Annotated in this window: 24 protein-coding genes and 1 pseudogene; 11 read left to right on the plus strand and 14 right to left on the minus strand. The window is 67.4% G+C overall.

What is annotated here, in order from left to right; genetic code table 11:
* Positions 1-51 precede the first annotated feature (51 nt).
* Together CD928_RS07895 and CD928_RS07900 are read left to right on the plus strand one after the other, a co-directional pair.
* Complete coding sequence (locus CD928_RS07895) at positions 52-708, plus strand: TetR/AcrR family transcriptional regulator (RefSeq protein ID WP_176473514.1); 657 nt, start codon at positions 52-54, stop codon at positions 706-708.
* Positions 705-1,106, plus strand: a complete 402-nt coding sequence (locus CD928_RS07900) for a GFA family protein (RefSeq protein ID WP_095386567.1) — start codon at positions 705-707, stop codon at positions 1,104-1,106. The genes CD928_RS07895 and CD928_RS07900 overlap by 4 nt, the downstream gene beginning before the upstream one ends.
* Before the next feature lie 9 nt (positions 1,107-1,115).
* On the opposite strand, the gene CD928_RS23595 is transcribed toward CD928_RS07900, so the two are convergent.
* The 8 genes from CD928_RS23595 to CD928_RS07940 all read right to left on the minus strand — a co-directional run bounded on the left by CD928_RS23595 (position 1,116) and on the right by CD928_RS07940 (position 9,721).
* On the minus strand, positions 1,116-1,910 hold the full coding sequence (locus CD928_RS23595) for an enoyl-CoA hydratase/isomerase family protein (protein WP_095386568.1): 795 nt from the start codon (positions 1,908-1,910) through the stop codon (positions 1,116-1,118).
* Positions 1,907-2,647 carry an SDR family NAD(P)-dependent oxidoreductase gene (locus CD928_RS07910; RefSeq protein ID WP_095386569.1) on the minus strand — a complete coding sequence of 247 codons (741 nt, stop codon included), beginning with the start codon at positions 2,645-2,647 and terminating at the stop codon, positions 1,907-1,909. Before CD928_RS07910 ends, CD928_RS23595 begins: the two co-directional genes overlap by 4 nt.
* Before the next feature lie 61 nt (positions 2,648-2,708).
* Entirely contained in the window at positions 2,709-3,377 is a 669-nt protein-coding gene (locus CD928_RS07915) for a TetR/AcrR family transcriptional regulator (RefSeq protein WP_176473515.1), read from the minus strand.
* Between the two features lie 126 nt (positions 3,378-3,503).
* Entirely contained in the window at positions 3,504-4,553 is a 1,050-nt protein-coding gene (locus CD928_RS07920) for a phosphotransferase (RefSeq protein WP_176473516.1), read from the minus strand.
* Positions 4,553-5,461, minus strand: a complete 909-nt coding sequence (locus CD928_RS07925) for a hypothetical protein (protein WP_095386572.1) — start codon at positions 5,459-5,461, stop codon at positions 4,553-4,555. The genes CD928_RS07920 and CD928_RS07925 overlap by 1 nt, the downstream gene beginning before the upstream one ends.
* A gap of 2 nt (positions 5,462-5,463) precedes the next feature.
* Positions 5,464-6,324 (minus strand): SDR family NAD(P)-dependent oxidoreductase, encoded by an 861-nt coding sequence (locus CD928_RS07930; protein ID WP_095386573.1) that lies wholly within the window; start codon positions 6,322-6,324, stop codon positions 5,464-5,466.
* A 14-nt stretch (positions 6,325-6,338) separates the two neighbouring features.
* Positions 6,339-8,495: a TonB-dependent receptor gene (locus CD928_RS07935; protein WP_095386574.1), complete on the minus strand. Its 2,157-nt coding sequence runs from the start codon at positions 8,493-8,495 to the stop codon at positions 6,339-6,341.
* A gap of 182 nt (positions 8,496-8,677) precedes the next feature.
* The gene (locus tag CD928_RS07940) at positions 8,678-9,721 is read right to left on the minus strand and encodes an AraC family transcriptional regulator (protein WP_095386575.1); all 1,044 of its coding nucleotides are present in this window, start codon (positions 9,719-9,721) and stop codon (positions 8,678-8,680) included.
* Positions 9,722-9,993: 272 nt separating this feature from the next.
* Between CD928_RS07940 and CD928_RS07945 the strand changes: the two genes are divergently transcribed.
* From CD928_RS07945 to CD928_RS07955, 3 genes are read left to right on the plus strand one after another with little or no spacing between them, the layout of a single operon-like run.
* Positions 9,994-11,040 (plus strand): aldo/keto reductase, encoded by a 1,047-nt coding sequence (locus tag CD928_RS07945; protein ID WP_095387325.1) that lies wholly within the window; start codon positions 9,994-9,996, stop codon positions 11,038-11,040.
* Positions 11,040-12,005 carry a phosphotransferase family protein gene (locus tag CD928_RS07950; RefSeq protein ID WP_095386576.1) on the plus strand — a complete coding sequence of 322 codons (966 nt, stop codon included), beginning with the start codon at positions 11,040-11,042 and terminating at the stop codon, positions 12,003-12,005. The genes CD928_RS07945 and CD928_RS07950 overlap by 1 nt, the downstream gene beginning before the upstream one ends.
* A 10-nt stretch (positions 12,006-12,015) precedes the next feature.
* The gene (locus tag CD928_RS07955; protein WP_095386577.1) at positions 12,016-12,924 is read left to right on the plus strand and encodes a hypothetical protein; all 909 of its coding nucleotides are present in this window, start codon (positions 12,016-12,018) and stop codon (positions 12,922-12,924) included.
* A gap of 206 nt (positions 12,925-13,130) precedes the next feature.
* On the opposite strand, the pseudogene CD928_RS07960 reads toward CD928_RS07955, so the two are convergent.
* The 3 genes and pseudogenes from CD928_RS07960 to CD928_RS07970 all read right to left on the minus strand — a co-directional run.
* Positions 13,131-13,658 (minus strand): annotated as a pseudogene (locus tag CD928_RS07960) (enoyl-CoA hydratase-related protein); the annotation flags it as partial.
* On the minus strand, positions 13,580-14,131 hold the full coding sequence (locus CD928_RS07965; RefSeq protein WP_095386578.1) for an enoyl-CoA hydratase-related protein: 552 nt from the start codon (positions 14,129-14,131) through the stop codon (positions 13,580-13,582). The gene CD928_RS07965 and the pseudogene CD928_RS07960, both read right to left, overlap by 79 nt.
* 129 nt (positions 14,132-14,260) lie before the next feature.
* Positions 14,261-15,868: a GMC family oxidoreductase gene (locus CD928_RS07970; RefSeq protein WP_095386579.1), complete on the minus strand. Its 1,608-nt coding sequence runs from the start codon at positions 15,866-15,868 to the stop codon at positions 14,261-14,263.
* 121 nt (positions 15,869-15,989) lie between these two features.
* Between CD928_RS07970 and CD928_RS07975 the strand changes: the two genes are divergently transcribed.
* From CD928_RS07975 to CD928_RS07985, 3 genes are read left to right on the plus strand one after another with little or no spacing between them, the layout of a single operon-like run.
* A complete protein-coding gene (locus tag CD928_RS07975; RefSeq protein WP_095386580.1) occupies positions 15,990-17,168 on the plus strand; it encodes an aromatic ring-hydroxylating dioxygenase subunit alpha in 1,179 nt (392 codons plus the stop codon).
* A 38-nt stretch (positions 17,169-17,206) separates the two neighbouring features.
* Positions 17,207-18,706 carry a class I adenylate-forming enzyme family protein gene (locus CD928_RS07980; RefSeq protein ID WP_095386581.1) on the plus strand — a complete coding sequence of 500 codons (1,500 nt, stop codon included), beginning with the start codon at positions 17,207-17,209 and terminating at the stop codon, positions 18,704-18,706.
* A 10-nt stretch (positions 18,707-18,716) separates the two neighbouring features.
* Positions 18,717-19,937 carry a cytochrome P450 gene (locus CD928_RS07985; RefSeq protein ID WP_095386582.1) on the plus strand — a complete coding sequence of 407 codons (1,221 nt, stop codon included), beginning with the start codon at positions 18,717-18,719 and terminating at the stop codon, positions 19,935-19,937.
* A 13-nt stretch (positions 19,938-19,950) separates the two neighbouring features.
* Here the strand turns inward: CD928_RS07985 and CD928_RS07990 are convergent, their stop codons facing one another.
* Entirely contained in the window at positions 19,951-20,592 is a 642-nt protein-coding gene (locus CD928_RS07990; protein WP_176473517.1) for a TetR/AcrR family transcriptional regulator, read from the minus strand.
* Positions 20,593-20,735: 143 nt separating this feature from the next.
* Here CD928_RS07990 and CD928_RS07995 point away from each other — a divergent pair, with 143 nt between their 5' ends.
* The 3 genes from CD928_RS07995 (at position 20,736) to CD928_RS08005 (ending at position 25,475) form a co-directional block, all read left to right on the plus strand.
* On the plus strand, positions 20,736-21,608 hold the full coding sequence (locus tag CD928_RS07995) for an alpha/beta fold hydrolase (protein ID WP_095386584.1): 873 nt from the start codon (positions 20,736-20,738) through the stop codon (positions 21,606-21,608).
* A gap of 136 nt (positions 21,609-21,744) precedes the next feature.
* Entirely contained in the window at positions 21,745-24,204 is a 2,460-nt protein-coding gene (locus tag CD928_RS08000; protein WP_095386585.1) for a TonB-dependent receptor, read from the plus strand.
* A complete protein-coding gene (locus tag CD928_RS08005; RefSeq protein ID WP_095386586.1) occupies positions 24,204-25,475 on the plus strand; it encodes a lipase family protein in 1,272 nt (423 codons plus the stop codon). Before CD928_RS08000 ends, CD928_RS08005 begins: the two co-directional genes overlap by 1 nt.
* 16 nt (positions 25,476-25,491) lie before the next feature.
* Here CD928_RS08005 and CD928_RS08010 read toward each other — a convergent pair whose 3' ends face one another.
* Together CD928_RS08010 and CD928_RS08015 are read right to left on the minus strand one after the other, a co-directional pair.
* Positions 25,492-25,875, minus strand: coding sequence for an OsmC family protein (locus CD928_RS08010; protein ID WP_095386587.1), 384 nt, complete (start codon positions 25,873-25,875; stop codon positions 25,492-25,494).
* 59 nt (positions 25,876-25,934) lie between these two features.
* A complete protein-coding gene (locus CD928_RS08015; RefSeq protein WP_255247080.1) occupies positions 25,935-26,792 on the minus strand; it encodes an oxygenase MpaB family protein in 858 nt (285 codons plus the stop codon).
* Positions 26,793-26,824 lie beyond the last annotated feature (32 nt).

A 26,824-nucleotide genomic window follows, 5' to 3' on the forward strand; every position in this document is an offset into this window, starting at 1 on the left:
CAGATGGAAATGGCATCTACCGGCCTGTTACCGGTAGAGAAAGGGAAGCCGTTGCCCGCCAGCCAAGCCAGACGCAAAAAGGGACCCGGACGGCCGCTGACGCCGTTGATCACGCGCGAGGCGGCGATCCGGGCGTCGATCGACCTGCTCGACCGCGAAGGGCTCGAAGCGTTGACCGTGCAGGCGGTCGCGCGCGCGCTGAACGTCCAGGCGCCATCGCTCTATTATCATTTCAAGAACCGCGACGAGCTTCTCCACATGGTCAGCAAGACGCTGCTGATCGAAGTGGGGCAGGCGGCGAAGCCCGGTTCCTCGTGGGAAGAGCGCGTGATCGACCTTGCCGTGGCGACCCGGCGCGTCATCCTGCAGCACGCCCACGCTGGGCCGTTGATGCTGCGCTTCTTCCCGCGCGCGTTGATGCTCGGCGCCTATGAACGCGGTCTTTCGGATTGTCCTTACGCGCCGCCGCATCGCCTCGCGATTCTCGATGCGCTCGAAAAGCTGACCTATGGCACGTCGCTGTTCGACGCAGCGGCGAAGGCGCACGATCATGCCGCGATGCCCGCGTTCGATCCGGATCGCTATCCGCTGCTCGCCGAGGCGATCGCCAGATCGCCGGTGGCCGACGAGGCGCTGTTCGTCGAAACGCTGCAGATACTGCTCGACGGCTTCCGGTTTCGCTACGGAAAGAAGGACGGAAATCGATGATCGAAGGCGGGTGCAATTGCGGCGCGGTGCGCTATCGCGCGGAAGGCGCGCCGATCGTCGTGGCGCAATGCCATTGCACGAACTGCCGCCGCCAGTCGGGCAGCGCTTTTTCGGTCAACCTGCTGTTCAAGGGCTCGGCGGTCACGCACGAGGGCGCGCTCAGCGTCTATGAGGACAAGGACACATTCTCGGGCAACGCCGTGCTGCGCAAATTCTGCGGCCGCTGCGGCTCGCCGGTCTTTTCGGAGCCGACCGACGGGAAGGGCATGCTGATCGTCAAGGCGGGGACGCTCGACGATCCCGCGCCCTTCGCGCCGACGGTCAGCGTCTGGACCTCGACCGCGCTGCCGTGGGTGACCTTGCCCGAGGGGCAGCACCGGTTCGAAAAAAACCCCTGACGCGGCCGCCTATTCGAGCTCGTCGAGCCGCCGCGCCCCCGCGGCGAAGGTCCCGAGCCGGTGCCGCAACTCGCACGAGCCGCCGACGAGCTCGCCGAAACGGATCATCGAGCGTTCGATCGCCGCATCGTCGTCCTCGATCGCGGCGAGTTCCATGATCGCGCGAACCGCGGCGGGATTGCGTCCGGCATAGACGTTGGCGATGTCGATCGCGCGGGCGAGCGGGTCGTCGGCCAGTTCGTCGACGATTCCGATCCTCAGCGCTTCTTCGGCGCCGACGACCGTGCCGTCGAGCGCGAGGCGCCGCGCCCGGTGCGCCCCGACGAGGCGGGCCATGCGCGCCATGCCGCCGGCGCCGGGGAAGATTCCGAGCCGGATTTCGGGAAGGCCGATCGGCCCGCACCCGCGCGCGGCGATGCGCAGCGTGCAGGCGAGGGCGATCTCGAGCCCGCCCCCCATGCAGACGCCGTTGATCGCGGCGATGACCGGCTTTTCCGCGGCATCGAGCATATGGCCGATATGCGCGAAGGGCGAATGGGCGAAACTCTCGGGCGTGACCGCTCCGCTCGCGACCGCTTCGCCCGCGCGCTGGATCTGCGCGACGTCGGCATGCCGGATGAAGACGCCCTCCGCGCCGCCGGTCAGGATCAGGCAACGGGTCGCCTCGCGCTGGAGTTCGCGTCCGATCGCCTGCGCGAGCGCGGCGGCGCCCTTATTGGAAATCAGCCCCGACGGCGGGTTGGCATAGCGGATGACCGCGACCGCGCCGTCGTGCTCGGCGGTCACGGACAGGCCCTCGGTCATGCGGTGTAGCCGCCGTCGGCGGTGATCTGGGTGCCGGTGACGAAGCTGCTCTCGTCCGACAGCAGATAGACGATGGCGCCGGCGCTTTCCTCGGGCTGCCCGACCCGCCCCATCGGCGTCACCTGCGCGCCGCGCTCGAGGCCCTGGCCTTTCGACGATTCCATCAGCAGCCGGGTCGCGAAATAGCCGGGGATGAAGACATTGACGCGGATGCCCTGCCCGGCCAGCTCCTTCGCCGCGGCGCGCGACATGCCGATCACCGCGGCCTTGGCCGCCGAATAGGCCACCAGATTGCCATGCGCCTTGACCCCGGCGGGCGATGCGACGTTGACGATCGAGCCGCCGCCTGACGCGAGCATCGGCCCTACGACTTCGCGCATCCCCAGGAACACGCCGGTCTGGTTGACCGCGATGACGTCGGCCCACTCCTCGTCGCTGATCTCGGCGAGCGGCCGGGTGACGCCGAAGCCCGCGTTGTTGACCAGCCCGTCGATGCGGCCGAAGCGGTCCATCGCGTGCGCCACCACTGCTTTCCAATCGTCTGATTTTGTAACGTCGAGCCGGACATAGGTGGCGCGCCCGCCCAGTGCCGCCTCGATCGCCGACCCCGCGCCGCCGTCGCGCCCGCCGAAGATCACCTGGGCGCCTTCGGCCGCCATCATGCGGACCTGGGCTTCTCCCATCCCCCGCGTTCCACCCGACAGAAGAACGACCTTGTTTTCCAAACGACCTGCCATGCCTGCTCCTCCCATTGCCTCGCGCCCGAGGTCGCGAGCGAAGATGTTTACATATTTTCTATTATGTATATCTCACGGGAGCAATATCGGAATGGCCGGATCGGGCCGCTTTCCTGCGATCCGGCGCCTCCGAGCCATGTCGGACTCCCGCGAGGAAGATGCGCATCGCGGCGACGAAGGTCGCCTCGCTGTCCGTCGATTCGCGCGCGATGGCGCGCGCGAGATTGGGAAAGCGCCCGGCGTCGACCGCCGGCATCGAGGGGATGCCGCGGGCGCGCGAGGCGGCTTCGAACAGCGCCGACCCGAAGGTCAGCTTTTCGATGCCGTCCAATATGCCGAGCCGGTCTTCCGACGCTTCGGGATAATCCTTTACCGCCTGCTCATAGGCGGTGAGCAGACTGTGCCGCGGGAAGAACTGCAGGATGAGCGGCGCCGCGTGCGGATGTTCCAGCAACCCGCGCCGCGCCTCGACGCACAGGCGCAGCGTCCGTTCCTCCCAGCTGTCGCCCGCGCCGGGCCGGAAGTTGATCGTCCGCAATATGTGGCGCGGAATCTCGGCGAGCAGTTCCGACTTGTCCCGGAAATGATGATAGAGAGAGGGCGATTTCACCCCCAGCGATCTCGACACCAAGGTCAGGCTGAAATGGTCCAGCCCGCCGCGGTCGATGATGTCGAGCGCGGCGCGCGTCGCCATTTCGCGCGTGATCCTCGGCTGGTGCGGGCGTGCCAAGATCGGCTCCTCGTGGGCTTCGCGCGGGATCGCGGCGGCGCGAGCCCGGTTCGGGGCTGTATAATCTATCATATTTAGATAATGGCAACCCGTTTGATGTGCGCCGCCGGGGTCCGCCCGGCGCACCTATACCCCGAGCTTGCCGAGCGTCCCGAGGTCGGCCATCGCCGCGCACACCCGTTCGCTGTTCGCGGAGCAGACGGCCTCGGGATGCGCCTCGACGGGGCACATCACCCACATGAACGCCCACATCACATAGCGGACATAATCGTCCCATGCTTCGTCGAACGGCGGCGCCTCGACTCCGGCGGCGGCCAGCTCGGACAGATAATGGGCGACCAGCGCGCGGTCGTGCGCGCGGCGGTCGGCGACGGTCAGCGAGGTCACCAGAAAGCCCGACAGGTCGAACGCCCAATGGCCGAGCATCGAATGCTGCCAGTCGAGATAGCCGGGCGCGCCGTCGTTGAAGAACAGGTTGCCGCCCTGCGAATCGCCGTGGAGCACGCACAGCGGATGGGTGCGCAGATGCTCCATCAACCGGTTCAGCGCCGCCTGCATGCGGGGCTTGTCGCGCTGCTCGGCATTGAGGAAGCCGAAGCGGGGAAGGGGGCGGGCGGTATCCCAGAATCCGAAATATTGGTCGACCACGCCCGCGCCGGCGATCGCGCCGCCGGGCACCAGCCAGCGGAAATTCGCCGCATCGCGCCCGCCCCAGAAGCGGGCATGCAGCCGCGCCTGCAGCGACAGGACGCGCGCCGCCGTCTCGGGCGTCAGCGGCTCGGTCGCCCGCCCGAAGGTCGCGCCGCGCAGGATCAGATCCTCCAGAACGACGACGCCATTGTTGGTCGCATCGTCGATCGCGCCATAAAAGCTGTCGGGCAGGCTGATGTCGAGCAGCGGCGCGAGATCGCGGTAGAAGAGCACCTCGTTCGAAAAGGCGTTGCCCTGGCTCGCGCCCTTGGGGTCGAAGCCGCCCTTGACCCACAGCGACGGCGGACCCGCCGGCCCGGCAGGGTCGTAATCGATCGCGAAGCGGCATTTCTGCGCCGTGCCGTCGATGAAGCCGTCCATCGCCATCGCCGTGACGCGCGCGCCCGGAAAGCGCAGCGCGAGCGCGGTTCCGAGCCACTCCGGGGTGATGTCCGCGACCGTCGCGGGTACTTTCATGTCGGGCATCAGAGCGCCAGTTCCGCCTTCATCGCCGCGGTCAGGACCTTGAGCTCGTTGACCTCGAGGAAGCCCTCGCCGATGCGACCGCCGCATTCATATTCGGTCAGTCCGTTCATCGCGTGCCAGCCGACCCCGCCCATCAGCGCCGCGTCGCGGACGCGGCCCTTGACCCGGTAGCGGCGGCCCGAGGCGGTGACGATCCGCGCGTCGCATCCGCGCGGGGTGATGCCGTCGTCGGCGACCACCGCGTCGAAGCTCGCCGCGGTGACCAGATGGGCCTCCCCGCCGTCCCAAACCCAGCCGAAGGGGAAATAGCCCTCGTTGCTGACGAAGCCGAATACGCTGATCGCGAAATCGGGGCCGAAGGACGCCCACAGCCAGCGGTGCGAGATGTTGGTCGAAAAATCGCGTGCTCCCCAGCTATGGTCGGACCAGCCCGACGCGTTGACGGTGATCGTCCGCGATGGCGTGCGCAGCGTGCCCGACACCGTGCCCATCAGCTCGTAATGCCGGTCGCCGAGCACGACGTCGCCGCGGTCGAGCGACAGTTCGACGGGGTCGCAGCTCGCGTCGAAGATCAGGTCGAGGTCGACGCCGTTGCCATAATCGACCCCGAGGTCCAGCCGCCGCGGGTCGTCGCTCGACCGCACGTGCAGCGCGCCGATCCGCATGTCGTCATAGTCGCTGTCGGGCATCGGCATGCCGTGCGTCTGCGACCGGCCGATCACCTCGCCGTCGACCATCGTCCAGCTCCAGACATGGGTGTCGCGATGGCCGACGGGCGCGAGGCTGATATGATTGGCGCCGCACGCGCGATTGTCGAGATCGACCCAGCCGACATAGAAGCTTTCCTGCCAGCGGGGGTCGCCGTCGGGTTGGTGGCGGCGGCAGTCTTCGATCGTCACGTTGCGCATGGTCAATCCTTGTTGTGGGCCTTGTCGTGGCCGGGGCGGAGGGGAGGAAAGCCGGGGATGGCCGCCGCGACGGTCGGCCGCGGCATATGGCTGGCGGCATAGGCGCCGCCGTCGACCGGTATGCTGGCGCCGTTGATGTAGCGGGCTTCGTCCGACAGCAGCAGCGCCGCGATGCCTCCGATGTCGCCGGCAGTACCCCAGGCGCCGAGGTGAAAGTCCTGCAACTGGTCGCGAAAGCCGGGATAGGCGATGACCTTTTCGACGCGGTCGGATCCCGAATCGACGAAGCCGAGGTTCAGGCAGTTGCAGCGGATGTCGTAGCGCGCGTAATAAGCGGCGATCGACCGCGTCAGCGCGACCATCCCGCCCTTGGCGGCGCTATAGGCGTCGTGGCCGAGATTGCCGCGCACCCCGGCGAGCGACCCGATCATCAGCATCGCGCCGCCGCGCCCGCCGGCCAGCATCGCGCGGATGCCGTGCTTGGCGGTCAGGAAGGCCGAGGTCAGGTCGGCGGTGATCAGCCGGTTCCAGCCGTCGAGCGTGATTTCGGTCACCGGCCCGTCGAGCGCCCCGAGGCTGAGGTCGGCGGCATTCGCGACGCAGCCGTCGACCCGGCCCCAGCGCTGCAGCGTATCGGCGAAGGCGCGTTCGATCGCGGCTTCGTCGGTCACGTCGACGGCCACGAACATCGCCTCGCCGCCGTCCGCCGCGATGCCGGCGCAGACCGCCTCGCCGCGCTCGGTGTTGCGGCCGGTGATCACGACGCGCGCACCCGCCGCCGCGCAGCGCCGCGCGATGGCCTCGCCGACGCCGCGCGTCGACCCGGTCACCATGATGACCTCTCCATCCGAAGAGCGGGTCATGGCCGCGGCCTCCTTCAGTAGCGGAAGGACAGTTCGACGCCGACGCGGCGCGGGTGGCCATAGTTGGCGGGCCAGCTTTCCGACTGCTGGGTGACGACGGCGTAATAGGCCTTGTCGGTCAGGTTCGTCCCGAACAGCGCCACGGTCATGTGATCGGACGGGTCGGTCCAGGCGATGCGCGCGTCGACCAGCGCATATTTGCCCTGTTCGGTCTCGCGGAACGGGTCGAAATAGATGCGGCTCTGATATTTGACCGACGCGTTGGCGCGCAATTCGCCGCCGGCGAGCGGTGCGTGGAAATCGATCGCGGCGCGCCCGGCGAATTTGGGCGTGCGCACCATCGGATTGCCCGACGCATCGTCGGGGCCGTTCACGATCACGCCGCCGCCCAGATATTCATAATGATTGGCGCCCGCGAAATCCTTGTATTTGGCATCGGTCCAGGCAGCGCCGACCGACAGCGTCAGCATGTCGCCGATGCTCTGCTCCAGATTGGCTTCGGCGCCATAGATGCGCGCCTTCGCGGCGTTGGTGAGCTGCGCGGTCGCGCCGACATAGCTCACGAACTGCAGGTCCTTATAGTCGTAGTAATAGCCAGCGAGTTCGAGGACCGTGCCGCCCGATCGCATCTTGTATCCGCCCTCGAACGCGCTGATCTTCTCGGGCCGCACCGGCGTCGGGCTCAGCCCCGTGGGGTTGAAGGTCCCGGCCTTGTAGCCCTGATTATAGGACAGATAGACGCTGCTGTTCGCCGTCGGCTCGTACCGCAGCACCGCGCGCGGGCTGAGATTCTCGAACGTCTTGTCGAACGAGTGGGGCGTGTAGCCGTCGAGGATCGAATCGTAGGTTTCGGTAACCTTTTCACGATTGTAGCGAAGCCCGCCGGTCAGGAAGAGGCTGGGCATGATCTCATAGGTCAGGTCGGCGAAGGCGGCATAGGCTTCGGACTTCAGCCGTGCGTTCAGGAAACTGAAGCGCGGCGCGCCCTGCGTCACGCCGAGGTCGAGATAGCCCGCCTTGTCGCGATAATAATAGAGGCCCGCGACCCATTGCAGCGGCCCGCTGCCGTTCGACGAGACGTCGATTTCCTGGGTGAAGGTTTCGTCGACGGGGCGGAAATCGATATACTGATAGGGATAGGCGGTCTTGTCGCTGTCGAGCTGCACATAGTCGCGCTCGTCGCGGTAGCCCGTATAGCTTTTGACGTTCACCCCGCCGAGGTCGACCTCGCCGGTCAGCGTGATCGCGTCGTAATTGACCCGCGATTCGGGCGGCAGGGTCGCGGCGACCTGTTTCGGATCGTCGGGCACGACGACCCCCGGAATGCCTGCGGCGGCCGAGACGCCGCGGTACGCAACCTGCGCAACGCCCCATGGATCGTCGACGTCGCCGTGGGTGTAGGCGAGGGTGAATTTGGCGTTGTCGGACGGCTTGAACAACAGCTTGCCGCGGAACACGAACTCGCGCGCCTCCTGCAGCGGCGCGCCGGTCACGATGTCGCGCGAATAGCCGCGATCGTAGCGATAAAGGCCCGACAGGAGCACCGCGAGATTGTCGGTCAGCCCGGTCGACACCACGCCGGTCGCCGCGATATCGTCATAGCTCGCATAGCTGACGCGCGCGCGCACCAGCGGGTCGAAGCTCGGTTCGAGCGTCGTCACCAGGATCGCGCCGCCGGTCGAATTGCGGCCGAACAGCGTGCCCTGCGGGCCCTTGAGGACCTGGACCGAGGCGATGTCGGCGAGGCTGAAATCGTTCGAGACTGAACTCGGCTGGTAAAAGCCGTCGATATAGGTCGCGACGCTGGTGTTGATGCCGGGGCCGGTAACCGACGAACCGATGCCGCGGATCGTCGGCTGCGAGAAGGGCCCCGACCGGTCCATCGACAGCCCCGGCGTGACCTTGCCGAGGTCGCCCGTCGTCAGCACGCTTGCCGCCGCGAGCGAATCCGAACTCAGCGCAGTGATCGAGATCGGGACGTCGGTCGCCCGTTCGGATCGGCGCTGTGCGGTGACGATGATGTCGCCGCTGCCCGCATCGGCGGCGGCTGTTTCAGCCGCCGCCTCGCCCTGGTCCTGCGCCGCTGCGGGGCTGGTCGCAAGCAGTGCCTGGACGGCGGCCGCCGCGGCCAGCGCACGCCATGAAATATTGTGATGGATGGTGGAACGCATCTGCCCTCTCCTAAACACGCCGGGGCGCCGGGTCTCGAACCCGGGCCGTGCCGGCCGTCGGTCGCTGCCGTCTCTCGTCGGGACGGCATGCGATCGTGTTTAGCTAGTCGCCGCCGGGCCCGCGCGCGATGCGCGGCGGCGCCAATATCTTCACATTTTGCGCCAAGGCGCCGCGCCGCCGCTCAGACCGCGGCGACCGCCATCCCGTTGCGATACTGGCTGGGCGTCACGCCCGACAGGCGGCGAAAGGCGTTGTTGAACGCCGAGATATTGTCGTAGCCGGCGTCGAGCGCGACGCGGCTGACCGGGTGCCGCGTCGACAGGAGCAGGCGGCAGGCGTGGCGATGGCGGGCGAGCGCGGCAAGCTCGCGATAGGAAAAGCCGCGATCGCCGAGCTTGCGCTGCAGGCTTCGCGTCGACATCGCGAGCGACTGGGCGGCGCATTCGACGCTCGCCTGCCCCTTGGTGTCGTCCAGCAGTTCGAGCACGCGGTCGACAAGGTCGCCGGCCTTGTGCGCCGCCGAGAGCAGGCGGTCGCAGGCGGTTCGGTAATAGTCGTGGAGCAGCGGGTCGCTGTGCGGCGGCTGGCGCTGGTCGAGCCGTGCCGACCAGCGCCAGCGGTTGAATTCGCTGTCGAAGTGGAGCTCGGCGTCGGGCAGGAAGCGGCGGACGAAGGGCTCGTCGCTCGCCGGCACCGGCAGTTCGACGGTGTCGAACGGAAAGGGCTCGCCCCACAGGTCGGAAAAGACTGCGCAATTCACCCCGACGTCGCGCAGGGCCGCGAAGCGGCGCATGTCGCGCGGCAGCTCGACGGGCAGCGAGCGAAAGCCGATCTGCCGGCCGTCCTCGGCGAAAATGCCCTCGGCGTCGGCGAGCATATAGTAAAGATCGCCATATTCGAAGCCGACCTTGATCGCGGCGTCGACCGTCGGCGCGGTCGACATCAGCAGGCCATAGTCGGTGTGCGCGTGGGTCAGCAGGCGGTAGCGCGACCCGAGTTCGACCCACAGGTCCGGCCGGTCGGGGGTCTGCTGCATGAAGGCGCGCTGGAACTCGACCTCCTGCAACCCGCTGATGATCGCGGTCGGATCGTCGAGGTCGGTCGCCGTCAGCCCCGCCTGCCGCAGCGCCTGCCCCACATCGCCGCCGCGTTCGCCGAGCATGTTCGCCATCAGCTTGATGCTGTGGTTCGGCAGCTTGATCGACGACAGGGTTGCCAGATGCATCGCTCTTCCTCGGGGGCTTCGCGGGTCTGCGCCGCGTTGGACCGGTCATGGCCTTGTAACAATGTCGCGCGTCGGGGGCTACTAGTCAATCAAGTGATTAATTTCCTTCCATCCGCGATCGCGACGATCGAACTGCTTGGGTGTGCGCTCGGAGGATTCATCTTTCCCGCCAATATTCGCTCATTTGGATAAATTTCTTGCCAGAATAATCCAGTTTCATGATTTTCGGGTGCCGTGCGGGATTCGAATCGGCCGAGAAGGAGTGTTTCGCGATGGAGTATCGGCAACTCGGCCGATCGGGCCTGATGGTGTCGGCGCTGTCCTTCGGGACGATGACGCTGGGCGGCGACGGCGGCTTCGCGAAGATGGGGTCGAGCGATCGCGGCGCGGCGATGCGCCAGGTCGACGCCTGCCTCGACGCCGGGATCAACCTTCTCGACACCGCCGATGCCTATGCGCAGTCCGAAGAGGTGCTCGGCGAGATCCTGCAGGGACGACGCGCGCGCTGGCTCGTCGCCACCAAGGCGCGCTTTGCCCGCGCCCCCGGCGTCAACGCCGCCGGTCTGTCGCGCCATCATCTGATCGAGGCGTGCGAGGACAGCCTGCGCCGGCTGCGTACCGACCATATCGACCTCTATCAGCTGCACGGCTGGGACGGGCGAACCCCGGTCGAGGAGACGCTGGGCGCGCTCGATCACCTGCTCGCGGCCGGAAAAATCCGCTATGTCGGCGTCTCCAACTTTTCCGCCTGGCATGTGATGAAGATGATCGGCGCCGCGGCGGCGATGCGATCGGTGGCGCCGGTCGCGCAGCAGGTCCATTATTCGCTCGCCAACCGCGACATCGAACAGGAGCTCGTCCCGCTCGCCATCGACCAGGGACTCGGCATCCTGGCGTGGAGCCCGCTGTCGGGCGGCCTGCTGTCGGGCAAATATCGGCAAGGCGAGCCCGCGCCCGCCGGGGCGCGCGGGAGCATCCCCGGTGCCGATCATTGGACGGCCGAAAGCGAGGCGCGCATCTATCGCACGATCGACGAACTCGCCGGAATCGCGACGGAGCGCGGGGTCGCCGCGAGCGCGGTCGCGCTGGCGTGGGTGCTCGCGCGGCCGCAGGTGGCCTCGATCATCGTCGGCGCGCGCGACGAGCGCCAACTGACGCAGAATCTCGCGGCCGCCGAGCTGACCTTGAGCGCTGAGGAGCTGGACCGGCTCGAACGCGCCAGCCGGCCGCCGCTCCTCTATCCCTATTGGCATCAGCTTCGGCACGCGTCCGACCGGCTCGCCGCGGCCGACCTGTCGCTGTTGGGCCCCTATCTTTGATGTCTGGCCCCGATCCGCGCGGCCCGCTCGCCGACTGGTTTCGCCGCCGGCTCGCCGCACCGGAGCTCGAGATCGCGGCGATCGCCGCGCTGTCGGGCGGTCTTGTCAATCATGTCGCCACCGTCGATCTGCGCCGGGCGCCCTCCGCGGCGATCGAGCGCCTGCTTCTCCGCATCGATCCGGTGACCGGACCCTATGCTCCCTACGACATGGCGGAGCAGTTCGACCGCTTCGTCCGGCTGGAGGCGGCGGACCTGCCGGTCCCAAAGCCCCTGTTCCTCGAAACCGACCGCAGTGTCATCGGGCGCGATTTCTGGGTGTCCGAATTCGTCGAGGGCGACTGTTTCGGGCGTCTGCTCGACCTCGACGCGCCGGAGGGCGAACATCATCTGCAATCCTTCATGGACGCGCTCGCCCGCATTCACGGCGCCGACTGGCGTGCGGCGGGGCTCGACCGGCGCTGCCCGCCGCTCGGGCCCCCCGAGCTCGGGGCGGCGATCGAGCGGGCGGGGGCGCCAATCGCCGGTCTCGCCGCGTCCGACCGCGCGATCTTCGAGGCGATCCGCGTCCGGCTGCGATCGTCGATTCCCGCGGACTTCCCGATGGCGCTCACCCACGGCGACTGCTCGATCTCCAACTATATCTTCCGCGGTGGCGACATCGTCGCGATCGTCGACTGGGACCTCGCGCGGATCAGCGATCCCGTGTCCGACCTCGGCTATTATGCCGCGATCCATCACCGCTTTCGGATGACGCAGCCGCGCGCCGCGCGCGACGCGGCGCTCGCGCCGGTCATCGCCGCCTTTCGCGCCCGCTCGGGCGCCGACCTCGCGACACTGGCCTTCTGGGAAATGTTTCAGGGCTTCGCCAACGCCCTGAGCTGGGTGCGGCCAGGATGGGACGGGCAGGCGAGCGGCTTTGCGGCCTACCGCGACCGGCTCGCCGAACTGCTCGCCGACGATTGAAGGAGAGATCATGCATCAGGTGACGATCGAGGATAGCCGGCGCCACGCGCTCCCTGCCGATGCGCCCGAGAGCTGGCAGGAGAGTTTTTTCCTCGGCTGGTATGACCCTGCGACGCGCAGCGGCGGCCATCATCATATCAGCATCAAGCCGAAGCAGGATCACGCGCATGTCTGGAGCTGGCTGGTCGTCGGCGGCGTGCTGGTCGGCCGCGCGCAGCAGCATCGCCTGCCGGTGCCGGACGGCGACTATGGCGACCTCGACGTGGGGACGCTCCGCGTTCGCGTCGCCGAAAGCCTGCGCGACATCGGCTTCGAGGCGCGCTTCGGTGACGACCGGCTGATGCTCGACTATCGCTCGCTCTGCCCACCGCACGAAGTGACGCTCGACACCGGCGGCCTCACCGTCGGCAAGCGCCACTATGAGTCGATGGGAATCGTGACCGGCACGGCAATCGTCAATGGCGAGACGGTCGCGCTCAGCGGCGGTGCGTGGCACGACCATAGCTGGGGCCCGCGGCAATTCTATCCGCATCGCGCCGGGCGCTGGGTGTTCGCGGTGTTCGGCGATGACCTCGCCATCTCGGTCTTCACCTATATGACGCCGCAGGGACCGAAGCAGTTCGGCTGGGTCTTCGACGACGGCGTCGTCCGCACGGTGACGCGCGCGGATTTTGTCGCGGTGGTCGCCGACGACGGCTTGTCGCCCGTCTCGTGCGAGGTGCGGCTCTGGGTCGAAGGCTTTCGCGGCTATCATCTGCAGGGCCACGTCGACACCTCGATCCTGACCGGCGACGATGAATGGTACAGCAAGGATGGGCTAGCCGCCTTCACCTGCGGCGGGCGGCTGGGCGCGGGGATCATCGAGGTCAACGAGCAGAAGTCGCTGAACCCCGCACAGCGGCGGGAATTGGAAATCTAGGGGCGCCGCTCAACTATAGGGCGGCGCCTGCTCGAACTCGTCGAACGCGGGATAGTCGTTGGCGACGCTGGCGGTGAAGTTGGGCGCGCGCTTTTCGAGGAAGCTGGTGACGCCCTCGGCGGCGTCGGGGCTGCGTCCGCGGGCGAAGATGACGCGGCTGTCCCAGCGGTGGGCGCTCNCTCGAACTCGTCGAACGCGGGATAGTCGTTGGCGACGCTGGCGGTGAAGTTGGGCGCGCGCTTTTCGAGGAAGCTGGTGACGCCCTCGGCGGCGTCGGGGCTGCGTCCGCGGGCGAAGATGACGCGGCTGTCCCAGCGGTGGGCGCTCATCGGATGGGGGGCGCCGAGCATGCGCCAGAGCATGTGGCGGGTGAGGGCGACCGAGACGGGGGCGCTGTCGGCGGTCATCTCGCGCGCCTTGGCGATGGCGGCGTCGATGAGGGCGCCGGGGGCGTGGACCGACTGGACGAGGCCCTTCTCATGCGCTTCGGCCGCGGGGATCAGGCGACCCGAGAAGCACCAGTCGACGGCGGTCTGGATGCCGACGAGGCGGGGGAGGAACCAGCTCGACGCCGCCTCGGGGACGATGCCGCGGCGGGCGAAGACGAAGCCGTAGCGCGCGGTGTCGCTGGCGAGGCGGGCGTCCATCGACAGCGTCATGGTGGCGCCGATGCCGACCGCGGCGCCGTTGATCGCGCCGAGCACCGGCTTCTTCGCATCGAAGATCCGCATCGANTGCCGCGGCGGGCGAAGACGAAGCCGTAGCGCGCGGTGTCGCTGGCGAGGCGGGCGTCCATCGACAGCGTCATGGTGGCGCCGATGCCGACCGCGGCGCCGTTGATCGCGCCGAGCACCGGCTTCTTCGCATCGAAGATCCGCATCGATACCCGCCCGCCGCCGTCGCGAACGAGGGGGTGCGACCAGTCGATCGTCCCGTCGTCGGCAACCGGGCTGTCGGCTTCGCCGCCTTGTTTTCCATAATCGAAGGTCGCGGCGCCGGCGCTGAGGTCGGCGCCCGCGCAATAGACCTTTTCGCCCGATCCGGTGAAGATCACCGCGCGCACGCCATCGTCGGCGTCGCACTCGTCGAGCGCGGCGATCACCTCGGTCATCATCTGCGCAGTGAAGGCGTTCATCCGCTCGGGACGGTGCAGCGTCAGCAGTGCGATGCCCTCGTGGCGGTCGAGGCGAATCTGGTCGTAGCTCATTTCGGATGTCCTCCTTGACGCGCGCCCGCGCCTGGCGGGACTCACTTATCTATGGATATTAAATTAGTGGACGCGCCGCGCCCGCGTGGCAAGAGGGTTCGGAACGGAGGCGCTTCCCCCGTGCGGGTCCTACCGCTCCGGCGCGTCGCGCAGGATGATGTCCGCCCCGCGCCACGCCATCGCCATCGTCGGACCGTTGGTGTTGCCCGAGGGGATGGCGGGCATGATCGAGGTGTCGATCACGCGCAACCGGTCGACCCCGCGCACGCGCAGCGCCGGGTCGACGACCGAGGCGGCATCCTTGCCCATGCGGCAACTGCCGACCGCGTGATAACCGCAGGTCCCGAAGCGGTCGTAGGCGGCGAGGATTTCGGCGTCGCTCTCGAACGCGGGGCCGGGCATCGTCTCCCCGGCGATCATCGCGGCGAGCGGCGCCTGCTTCGCATAGTCGCGCATCACGCGCACCGCGCCGATCATCGCCGCGCGATCCTCTTCGGTCGCGCGGTAATTGGGACGGAAGCTCGCGGCGGCGTCGGGGTCGCGCGTCGCGATATGGATGCTGCCGCGCGAGGTCGGGCGCAGCGGATAGACGACCGCGTTGATCCCCGGATGCCTTTCGAGCGCGGTGCGCTGCTTGTCGAAATCGAAGCTGAAGGGGGCGATCAGCATCTGCGCGTCGGGGCGATTGAGCCCGGCGCGCGTCTTGAACCAGCCGCCGATCTCATAGGCGGCCGCCGACATCGGCCCGTCGCCGGTCAGATAATAGCGCAAGGTCGCGAGCAGCAACCGCCAGCCCCCGAAGACGCGATTCTGCGACAGGGCCGCCTTGGTCAGCTTCCACTGCATGATGATGCCGCGATGCTCGATCAGCCCTTCGCCGACCTCGGCGCTGTGGTGGACGAGCGGAATGCCAAGCGCGGCGAGGCGGCTTTGATCCCCAACGCCCGAGCGTTCGAGGATCGCCGGGCTCGCCATCGCGCCGCCGCAGACGATCACCTCGTGCGCCGCGTCGATCCGCTCGCGCTCGCCGGCATGGACGACCTCGACCCCGACCGCGCGCTTGCCGTCGAAGATCACCCGGTCGACGGTGCGTTCGGTCAGGACGGTCAGGTTGGGGCGCTTCTCCGCCGGACGCAGGAAGGCTTCGGCGGCGCTTTGGCGCTTGCCCCGGAAGATGGTGCGCGGCGCATAGCCGATCGCGACTTGGTCGTCGGGGGCGTTGACGTCGTCCTTGCGTGCCCAGCCCATCGCCGCGCCGGCGGCGACCTGCGCGTCGCTGACCGGCAGGCGCTGCGTCGGCATCGACACGCGCAGCGGGCCGGCGCCGCCGCGCGTCTCGTCGGCGCCCAGCTCGTGATTCTCGATCGCGCGATAGGCGGAGCCGATATGTGTCCAGTTCCAGTCATCGCTCGACTTCTCGGCGATCGCGTCGAAGTCGGCGGGCTGGCCGCGGACGTACATCATGCCGTTGACCGACGAGGAGCCGCCGAGCACGCGCCCGCGCACCCAGGCTTCGGACTGGCCCGCGGTCGCGTCTTCGGGCTCGCTCATATGGACCCACAGATGCTTCGGGTCCTGCATCACCTTGGCGAGTCCCTTGGGCATCGCGATGAAGGGGTGGCGGTCGCGCGGCCCCGCCTCGATCAGGGCGACGCTGATCGCGGGATTTTCGGACAGGCGATAGGCGAGCACACAGCCCGCCGCCCCGGCGCCGCAGATGACATAGTCGAAGCGCATCCTCTTTCCCTTCTTGATTTCCGCCGTTTTCGCCGGTTCGCAAGGCGTTCCATAAAAAACTATTGTCATTAGGTAAAGGGTCGAATAGGCTGGCGCCAACGACAAGGAGAGGATTGGCGATATGAGCGAAGTTGCGGAAGTCGCGCGCCCCGCCCGCAAGGTCACCAGACTGGCGGAGCTCACCCCCAGCCAGATCGAGGCGATTCGCAAGATCCCGGCGGAAAAGGACGCCGTCGTCGTGCCCTTCGGGGCGACGCGCCCCAATGCGATCTTCACCGGCCGCGAGCGCTTCGACCGCGAGCAGGAAAGAATCTTCCGCCGCTACCCGGTTCCGGTGACGGTATCGGCGCTGCTCGAACCCGGGAGCATCGTCGCGAACGACAGCTACGGCTTTCCGATGCTCGTCTCGCGCACCCGCGACGGCACGATCAAGGCGTTCGTCAACGCCTGCCAGCACAAGGGGTCGAAGATCATCGAGGATTGCGCGGTCCACAAGCAGAGCCGCATGACCTGCCCCTATCACGCCTGGACCTATGGCATCGACGGCAAGCTGATCGGCGTGTCGCGGAGCGAGGCCTTCGAGGGACTCGACAAGGGCGAGCGCGGCCTTGTCGAGCTCGAGGCGCGCGAATGGGGGGGCATCGTCTATGTCCAGTTGAACCGCGATATCCCCGCCGACTGGTCGCAGCTCTCGGATCAGGTCGCGGCGGATTTCGAGGCGCTCGGCATTCCTTCAGCGCATGTCTACGGCCGCAAGACCTTCGACCTCGAGGCGAACTGGAAGGTCGTGCTCGAGCCCTTCCTCGAGGGCTATCACGTCCAGCGGCTCCACGCCGCCTCGATCGGCGATCGCTTCCAGGACGCGCCGAACATCGTCGATGTCTTCGGCGCCAACATCCGCCAGGTATCGGGGCGTATCGGCTATGTCCCCGAGATGCTCGACGAGGACCCCGACGCCAACGTCCACAAGCTGGTGACGCACGCCTATACGGCTTTCCCCAACTGCGTCCTCGTCACCAGCCAATATTATACCAGCATCATGCTCCTCATGCCGCGCGCGCCCGACCGCACGACGGTCGAATATTTCATGCTCACGCCCGAGGCCGCGACGACGCCCAAGGCCGAGGAGGTGTTCGCGCGCTCCTATGAGCTGATCCTGGGCGTCTTCGGCGGCGAGGATTTCCGGGCGGCCGAGATCAGTCAGCAGGGTCTCAACGCGGGGGTGCCGGAAGAAACCGTCTATTGCGGGCTCGAGACCAATATCATCCGCTATTATGAGGCGATCGAAGCGCTGCTGTGATGGTGGAACCGGCGGCAGACCGGATAGAGAGGGACTGAATGGCGCAGACCTTGTCGAGCGCGATCGCGTGGTGGGCGCGGATGCGTCCGGATCAGCCGGCCATCGTGCTTGGCGGCGACCGGCTCAGCTATGCCGATTACCAGAGCTGGTCGGATCGCGTCGCCGCGATGCTGGAGGCCGACGGCCTGCGGCCGGGTGACCGCGTCGCGATCTGTTCGACCAACAGCCTCGCCTATTGCGCGCTGATCATGGGGATCATCCGGGCGGGCGGGATCGTCAATCCGGTCAACTTCCGCTTTACCCCGCGCGAGATTCGCGAGCTTTGCGACACGACCGAACCGCGCTTCGCCTTCGCCGCGCCCGAGTTCGCGGACAATGCGCGCGCGGCGGGGCTCGATCCGCGCCCGATGGCCGTGGTCGAGGCGTTGCGCCACGGCGCGCCCGCGACGCCCGCGCACGATCCCGATCCCGACGCGCCGGTGGTGATCATCGCGACGAGCGGGTCGACCGCGAAGCCCAAGGGTGTCGTCTTCACCAATCGCTCGATGACCGCCTATGCCGCCTGCTGGTCGCTCGAGGGGATTTCCTCTTCGGCGGGCGCGCGGATCATCAGCCTGGCGCCGCTCAACACCTCGGCGGGCTTCGTCCAGCTGATCCATTATACGGTGCAGGGGTGCACCATCTTCATGGAACCGGCCTTCGTCCCGGAGGCGATCCTGCAATTGCTGCAGGACGAGCGGATCAACTGCTTCGGCGCGGTGCCGACCTTCTTCGAGGCGATCGCGCGCTGTCCGGGCTTTGCCAGCGCCGACCTGTCGTCGATCCGCCTCGCGACCGCGGGCGGCGCGCGTGTCAGCCGGCAGCTGCTCGACAGCTGGAAGGCGAAGGGGATCGTCATCCGCCAGATCTACGGCCAGACCGAAGTCGGCGGCAATGCGACGATGATGCCCGAGCATCTGGCGATGGATGAGCCCGAGAAATGCGGCTGGGGCGGTATCTTCATGGATTTGCGCGTCGTCCGCCCCGACGGCAGCGACTGCGACCCCGGCGAACCGGGCGAGATATTGATGCGCTCGCCGGGAATGATGCAGGGCTACTGGCGCAACCCAGAGGAAACGGCGAAGGCGATCCGCGATGGATGGCTCCATTCGGGCGACATCGGCACGCTCGACGAGCGTGGCCTCCTGACCTTCGTCGACCGGATGAAGGATCTGATCATCTCGGGCGGGCTCAACATATCGGCGGCCGAGGTCGAGCGGGTGGTGTGCGAATTTCCCGGCGTCGTCGAAGCGCTGGCGATCGCGGCGCCCGATCCCAAGTTCGGCGAGACCCCCTTCGTCGTCTATCATGGCGCGGTCGAAATCGACGTTGCCGCGCTGATCGATCACTGCAACGCGAATCTCTCCAACTACAAGGTGCCGCGCTACGTCGCCTTCTCGCCCGAGCCGCTGCCGCGGCTCGCGACCGGAAAATTGTCCAAACCCGCAGTGCGCGAGCGATACGCCGGCGCGCATGAGACGATGGAGCGCGTGCGATGAGGCCGAACCGATGACCGCCGCCGCAGCCCCGGTGGCCGCACCGCCGCCGCATGTTCCGGCGCATCTGGTCTTCGACTTCGACATCTATGCCGATCCGCGCATCGGCGAGGATGTGCAGGGGAGCTACGCGGCCGCACTCGAAGCCGCGCCCGACATTTTCTGGACGCGGCTCAACGGGGGGCACTGGATCGTCAAGAGCTTCGACGCGATCGCCAGGATCGTGCTCGATCCCGAGCATTTCTCGGTGCGCGAGATGCAGATTCCGCGCGTCGAGAATCCGCCCTTCTTCATCCCGCTGAGCCTCGATCCCCCCGAGAACCTGCCCTATCGCAAGGCGATGATGCCGATGTTCGGGCCCAACGCGATCAAGGCCCTCGAGCCGCGCATCCGCGAATGGGCGGTCGAACTGGTCGATGCCGTCGCGGCGAACGGAGCGTGCGATTTCCAGGCCGACGTGTCGAAACTGTTCCCGGTCAGCGTCTTCATGGAATTGATGGGCATGGACCTGTCGCGGCTCCAGGACTTCCGCCACCTCGCCGAGCAATTCTTTTCGGCCCAGAATGACGAGGCCGAGATGGGGCGCCTCAGCGCGCTGATTCTGGGCGAGATGAAGGCGTTGATCGAGGCGAAGAAGGCCGCTCCCGACGACAAGCTGATGTCGCATTTCATCGGCGTCGACATCGGCGGCCGGACGATGAGCGACGACGAGATATTGGCGATGAGCTTCGTGCTCTTCCTCGGCGGCATGGACACGGTGACCAACGTCACCGGCTTCGCTTTCCAGCAGCTCGCGCAGATGCCCGAGGTGCAGGCGCGGCTCGCTGCCGACCCGTCGCTGATCCCCGCCTTCGCCGACGAGGCGGTGCGGCTCTATGGCGTCGTCAACACGCCGCGCCTCGTCGTGCAGGACCAGGTGATCGGCGACGCGCAATTCCGCGCGGGCGAGATGCTGCTCAACATCCTCTGCCTCGGCAGCCGCGATCCGGCGAAGTTCGAACGGCCCAATCTGTTCGACCTCGACCGCAAGAAGACCGCGCACCTGACCTTTTCGTCGGGGCCGCACCTTTGCGTCGGGCACGTCCTCGGCCGCGCCGAGCTGCGTATCCTGACCGAGGAATGGATACGGCGCATTCCGTCCTTTCGCGCGGTGTCCGGCGAACGCCACGCCTTCCGCATCGGCACGGTGATGGCGCTCGAGACGCTGCCGCTCGAATGGCCGATCGCCGGCTGACGCCGCGATTCGCTCAGCCCGCGGTGTCGAGCGGCCGGCCCACGCTGCCCGTCGCCAGCCGCTGCCGAACGCCGACGAGGAACATGCGCAGCGATTCGACGAACAACTCTTCGTCGCCGAAGGGATTGTCGGCGATCGCCTGCGCCAGGCTCGGAAATTTGGCGCCGTCGACCGGCGGCATCGGATCGACGCCGCGCGCGCGCGCCGACGCTTCGAACAAGGCCGTGCCGAAGGTATATTTCTCGATCGCGTCGATCACGGTCAGCTGGATCGTCGTCGGATAGGGCTCCTCGGACGCCGCGCGCTCATAGGCGGCGAGCAGCAGATGGCGCGGGAAATAGCGCAGGATCAGCGGGGCTGCGTTGGGATGCTTGAGAAGCGTCCGGCGCGTCAGCACGCAGCGCGCGATGATCTGTTCCTCGAAGGAGGGCGGTGCGCCGTCGACCGTCGGCATCCGCGCCAGCATGATGCGGGCGACTTCCTGCAGCAATTCCGACTTGTCGGTGAAGTGATGATACAGCGACGGCGGGCGCACCCCCAGCTTGCGCGCGACATGCGAAAGGCTCAGCTCCTCGAGGCCGAGCTCGTCGATCACCTCGAGCGCCGCCTCGGCCGCGCTCGATCGCGAAATGAGAGGTTTCGAAGGCCGCGCCAAATCCCCAACTCCCTTGCTTTCGCCGCTCCTTGGCAGCGCGGGCCGGCAAGGGCCAGCCCAAAAAGTCCCTTATCGGCATCGATAAACAAACCTATTGAAATTAGGTAAGCGGTTCAACATGATCTGAATCGAGAGGAGAAATAATGACCGGCCGCACACAGCTCAGGACCTTCCCTTCCTCCGGTGGGGTCGAACTCGTCGGCGACCAGGGCGGCCCCGCCGACGCGCCCTGCGTGGTGCTGCTCCACGGTGGAGGGCAGACGCGGCACAGCTGGAGCCGCGCCGTCGACCGCCTGCTCGACGCGGATCTCCAGGTCATCAACTTCGACGCGCGCGGGCATGGCGACAGCGCGTGGTCGCCCGACGGCGCCTATGCGCTCTCGGACCGGTCGCGCGACCTCGCCGCCGTGACGAAGGACCTGCGCGTGCCCTTCGTCCTCGTCGGCGCATCGCTGGGCGGCGCGACGGCGATCCAGGCGGTGCACGATGGACTGCGACCTGCCGGGGTCGTGCTGGTCGACATCGTGCCCGAGCCCGACCCGCGCGGAATCGAGCGCATCGTCGGCTTCATGCAGGGACATGGCGAAGGCTTCGCCACGGTCGAGGCCGCCACCGCCGCCGTCGCGGCCTATAATCCGCAGCGGCCGCGGCCGGCTGATGCGGGCGGGCTGATGAAGAATCTGCGCCCCGGAGCCGACGGCCGCCTCTACTGGCATTGGGATCCGCGCATCCTCGAAACCTCGCCCGCCGCGCATCATCGCGTGGTCCAGCAGGCGGCCGAAACCCTGGCGTCGCTGCCGGACGTGCCGGTCCTGCTCGTCCGCGGGCTGTCGAGCGACGTCGTCAGCGAAGCCGGCGTGGCCGCCTTTCGCCGCCAAGTGCCGCGACTCGAAATCCTCGACGTCCAGGGGGCGGGGCACATGGTTGCCGGCGATCGCAACGACGCATTCAACGCGGGCGTCATCGCCTTCGCGAAGCGGGTTCTCGCTGCCGGGGCCGTGACGCGAACAGCATAACGCCTTGATATATCAAGCTTTCTGATCCTCCGTTCAAAAACCTTACGGCGTTAAATTTCGAATTGACATTAAATCTAATGGTTGTAGTTTATTGACAAGGCCGCGGCTGACGGCCTGTTTCTGGGAGGAGACGGTCATGGATCGCAATGCTTCGCGTCATGCAGTTCGTTATGCCGGCCTGGCATCGGTTATCGCGCTCGCCGCCCTGGCGACGCCGGCCTGGGCCCAGGACGACGCACCCGATCCCGCGCCAACCGAGCAAGCGTCGTCAGGCAATGTGAGCGAGGGCGAGATCATCGTCACCGCGCGGCGGCGCGACGAGCGCCTGATCGATGCCCCCGTCGCGATCACCGCGCTCGGCGGCGCGGCGCTCGACAATTACGCCGTCACCGAATTCACCGACATGGCATCGCTCGTCCCGACGATGGTCGCCGGTAAGGCGGCGTCGGGATCGTCGGCCAGCATCTTCCTGCGCGGGGTCGGATCGACCGCGCTCAGCGCCGGTTTCGACCAGTCGGTGTCGTTCGTCGTCGACGGCATGCCGATGAGCCGTGGCCGCGAGATCGGGCTCAGCCAGTATGACGTCCAGCGCGTCGAGGTGCTCAAGGGACCGCAGGCGCTGTTCTTCGGCAAGAATGCGACCGCGGGCCTGATCTCGGTCACCACCAACAACCCAGGCGATGTGTTCGAGGCGGGGCTGAAGGTCGGCTATGGCTTCGAGGCGAAGGAGAAATATGGCGAGGGCTATATTTCGGGGCCGCTCGCCGACGGACTTCGCGCGCGTCTGGCGTTCCGCATTTCGGATAGCGAGGGCGCCTTCACCAACACGGCGGCGGAAACCTATATCGATCCGTTCGGCCTCGAACGCCATCGCAACAGCAAGAATCGCGGCTATGGCCGGACCTACAGTGGCCGCGCGACGATCGAATGGGACGCGGCCGATAATCTGACCTTCCAGGTCAAGACCGGTTACACCGACCAGAAGGACGGCGGCCCGACCGATATCATCGAGCGCATCTGCGGCGGCGGCCGCACCGTGCCCTTTGCCGCGAACGGCATCCCGCCGAGCCCCAATGCCGATTGCGTCATCAACGGCCGTTCGGACAGCTCGACCATTCCCGTCGAGGTCGCGGGGCTCGATTACCGCTATGCCGGCGACGGCCACATGTATTCGCGGCTGAAGTCGGGCTTCGGCATCCTGACCGCGACCCTGACCAGCGACGTGTTCGACGTCACCTCGATCACTTCCTATTACCGCTTCAAGCAGACCGACCTCAACAATGTGTCGGGTGAGGCCTATCCGGCGACCTTCTCGCAGCTTGCCGACTATCGCCAGACGTCGGAGGAACTGCGCTTCCAGTCGAAGTGGGACGGGCCGGTCAATGTGCTGTTCGGACTGTTCGCGTCGAGCAACAAGTTCATCTTCAACACCGACGCCTATATCTTCCCGTTGCCGGCCGTCGCCGCGGGCACGACCTATGTGACCTTCAAGCGCGACAACGGCTTTTCGGGCAGTTCGATGTCGGCCTTCGGCGAAGTGACCGCGAACCTGTCCGACGCGATCGAACTCGCGGCGGGCGCGCGCTACAGCTATGAATCGCGCGACAGCTTCCAGGCGTCGCTCGCCGCCAATCCGGCCTTTGCCGCTGCTTTCCCCGGTGGAGTGCGCGTCGATGATCGCTATCGTGAGTCGGACGTCTCTCCGCAGGTTACTCTGCGCTACAAGCCGTCGCGCGACCTCACCTTCTATGCGGCTTATAAGGAAGGCTTCAAATCGGGCGGTTTCAACATTTCGCAGACGTTGACCGCCGGAATGACGCCCGAGCAGCTCGGCGCGGCCGGCAAGTTCGGCGCCGAGCGCGCCCGCGGCGGCGAAGTCGGCGCCCGCGCGATCCTGATGGGCGGCGCGCTTTCCCTCAATGCCACCGCTTATTATTACGACTATCTCGACCTGCAGGTGCAGAATTTCGATCCCGTGACGATCGGCCAGGTCGTAGCGAATGCTGGCACGCTGCGGGTCAAGGGCATCGAGGGCGATTTCAACTGGCGCTCGGGCGGCTTCTCGCTGCGCGGCGCGGCGGCGTACAATAATGCATCTTACAAGGATTATGTCGGCCAATGCTATGGTGGCCAGACGATCGCGCAGGGTTGCAACCTGCTCGCGCCCGCGCCTGGAGCCGCCTTCACCAGCCAGGATTATGACGGCCTGACGCCGCCCAAGGCGCCGCGCTTCGCCGGCCGCCTCGGTGCGAGCTATGAGGTCGAGCTGTCGGGTTCGGGCCTGCGCCTCGAGGCGAGCGGCGATATGAGCTACTCGTCGAAGTATAATTTCTCGGACACGCTGCGTCCCGACGCGGTCCAGCCGAGCTTCACGAAGTTCGATGCCTCGCTGCGGCTGAAGGGGCCCGAAGACCGCTGGACCCTGGCACTGATCGGCCGCAACCTCAGCAACAAATATATCGTCACCGGCGGCTCGGAAATTCCGTTCACCGGCGGGACCGGCACGGGAACCGCGGGGCCGGGCGTGCTCAGCGACCTGTCGGCCTTCGTCGACAACCCGCGCGAGTTCTACATCGAGGCGTCCGTGAAATTCTGATGCCCGCGCTCTCGCCGCGCGCCGCGAGCATGGCCGTGTCCCGATGGAGGCGGACCCTCGGGGTGGCGGGCGGGGTGGCGGGCGCGCTGGCGCTCGGCGCTGCAGCGCCAGGGCAAGCCGTCGCGGCGCCAACCGCGGACAATGTCGGTGACGGCGGGGTTCCGGCTTTCTATGGCTGGCGAGGATCGCTTCCGGCCGAGGCGGGGGTCGTCCTGGCCGAGGAGCCCTTGCCTGCCGACTATTCGGTGCCATCGGCGGCGCGCGCGGTGCGTATTCTCTACACCGCGCGCGACGGCATCGCCGACACGGGCGTGTTGCCGGTGTCGGCGGCGATCTTCCTGCCGCGGGGCAACCCGCCGCCGGGTGGCTGGCCGGTCGTCGCCTGGGCGCATGGCACGACGGGCATCGCCGATGTCTGCGCGCCGTCGGCAAGGCCCAGGGGCGATCGCGACAGCCAATATCTGTCGCGCTGGCTCGACGCGGGATTTGCCGTCGTCGCGAGCGACTATCAGGGGCTCGGAACTCCCGGCATCCATCCCTATTCCAACTATCGCGCCAGTTCGTACAGCGTGCTCGACAGCGCGCGGGCGATCATCGGCGACCCGCGCTACGGCGCCGCGAACAAGGTCGTGCTCGTCGGTCAGTCGCAGGGCGCGGGCGTGGTCGTGGCGGCCGCGGGCTATGCGCCCGCCTATGCGCCGGACCTCGCAATCCGCGGCGTGGTCGCGACCGGCGCGCCGAACCTGTCGAAAGAAGCGATCGAAAGCGGCCTGGCGTCGAGTGCGACCGACGTCATGGTCACGGGCGCCTATGCGATGATCGGCTTCGAGCTCAGCCGCCTGCACGCCGACCTCGATTCCGATGTGATCTTCACGCCCGAGGGGCGCGAGATCGAGGCCCTCGTCGCGACCACCTGCCTGCCCGGCGTGATGCAGGCGGCGGCGGAGCGCAACCTCGACCCCGCGCGAACCTTTCGCCCCGGCATGCTCAAACGCCTCTGGGACACCGACGTCGATCTGCGATCCTTCCCTTCGCTGACGCTGAGCGCGCCGTTGTTCTTCGGTATCGGTGCCGCGGATACGGCGGCGCTGCCGATGACGACGCTGACGCTGATCAACGACCTGTGCAGCCGCGGCAATACCGTCGAGGCCCGCATCTACAAGGACAAGGATCATTCGGGGGTGGTGAACGCCGCGGCCGCCGACGCGATCGGTTTTGCCAGGGCGGCGATCGACGGCGGTCCTGTCGCTGCGACCTGCCGCGCTTCGTGAAGATCGGGCGGGCGCGTCAGGCGAGCGTCGTCGTGATCGGCAGCCCGCCCTTCAGCGTCAACGTCACCGGGGTGCGCTCGGCGATGTCGGCGAGGCGCGCCTTCTGCGCGTCGTCGAGGCCCGCGATCGTCAACGTGCGGTCGATGTGTATCGCGCCGGGGCCGCCCGAGAGGCGGAGGCCCACCTCGACCGATATGAGCGGCCAGTCCTTGCGGTCGGCATACATGCGCAGCGTGATCGCAGTGCACGCGCCGAGGCTGGCGAGCAGCAGGTCGTAGGGCGCGGGTCCGACCGCGCCACCGCCGAGCGCGGGGGGCTCGTCGGATATCAGCTTGTGGCCGCCGACCTCGATCTCGGTGCGATAGCGATCCTTGCCGATGCGCGCGGTGCCGTGGGCCATTTTCCGTCTCCTGCCGTCTTCCGCGCGATCCTTTCACGCGCGGCGGGCGAGGGCAAGCCTCAGCGCCAGGCAGTGTCGCCGGGGAGGCCGAGCCGCTCGGCCGCCTGCCACGCCGGCGAAGCGCGATCCTTGATGCGATCGGCGAGCTTCGCCATCGTCCCCACCATCCACCGGTCGCGGCGGCCCAGGTCGTAGCGAGGCCCGAGTTCGAGCCGCATGCGCACCGCGGGCGGCAACAGCGACACCGCGGCGCGTGCGAGCGATTTGTGCAGGAAGCGCGGTACCGAGGGCGCAGCGCGGCCCGACTGGATGATGTCGAGAAATTCGGTGACGATCGGATGCGGCTCGAAGCGCGGCAACAGCGCCTCCATCATCGCCAGGAAGTCGGCTTCGGATTTCGGCGTTTCGGTGACGCCATAGAGTGCCGCGACGGGCTCGCCCTCGCGCCAGAAGCGCGCCTGGTCGTCGCGCGAGAGCGGCGTCACGAAACGATGATAGGCCTTGAGGAAGCCATATTGGGCGGTCGCATAGACCCAGTTGAGCAGTTCGGGGTCGAGCGCCGAATAGGCTTCGCCCTTCGGCGTCGTTCCCGACACTTTGGCGTGCATGCGGCCGACCCCGCCGATCACGCGCCGCGCGGTGCTCGCGGGGCCGTAGACGCCCGCCATCGCCGCCATGCCGGTGCGCCGCGACCGGCCGATCGGGTCGGCCTTGTAGGTCGAATGGTCCCACACCCCCGACCGGATGCGCGCGTCGGCGAATTCGAGCAGCACCGCCGCGACCCCGCCGACGGCGAGCGCGACCGGATTCTTGAACACCCGCCACTGCACCGAATCGGGCGCGAGCAGCGCGGGCTCGCCGACGGGGCTGGTGAAATCGATCGCCATCGCGGCGGGTGGACGGCTCATCTGGTTCATGGGACACATCCGTTGCGATTGACCTTCGGGAT

Source organism: Sphingopyxis sp. GW247-27LB (genome assembly GCF_002277025.1).
Classification (GTDB): domain Bacteria; phylum Pseudomonadota; class Alphaproteobacteria; order Sphingomonadales; family Sphingomonadaceae; genus Sphingopyxis.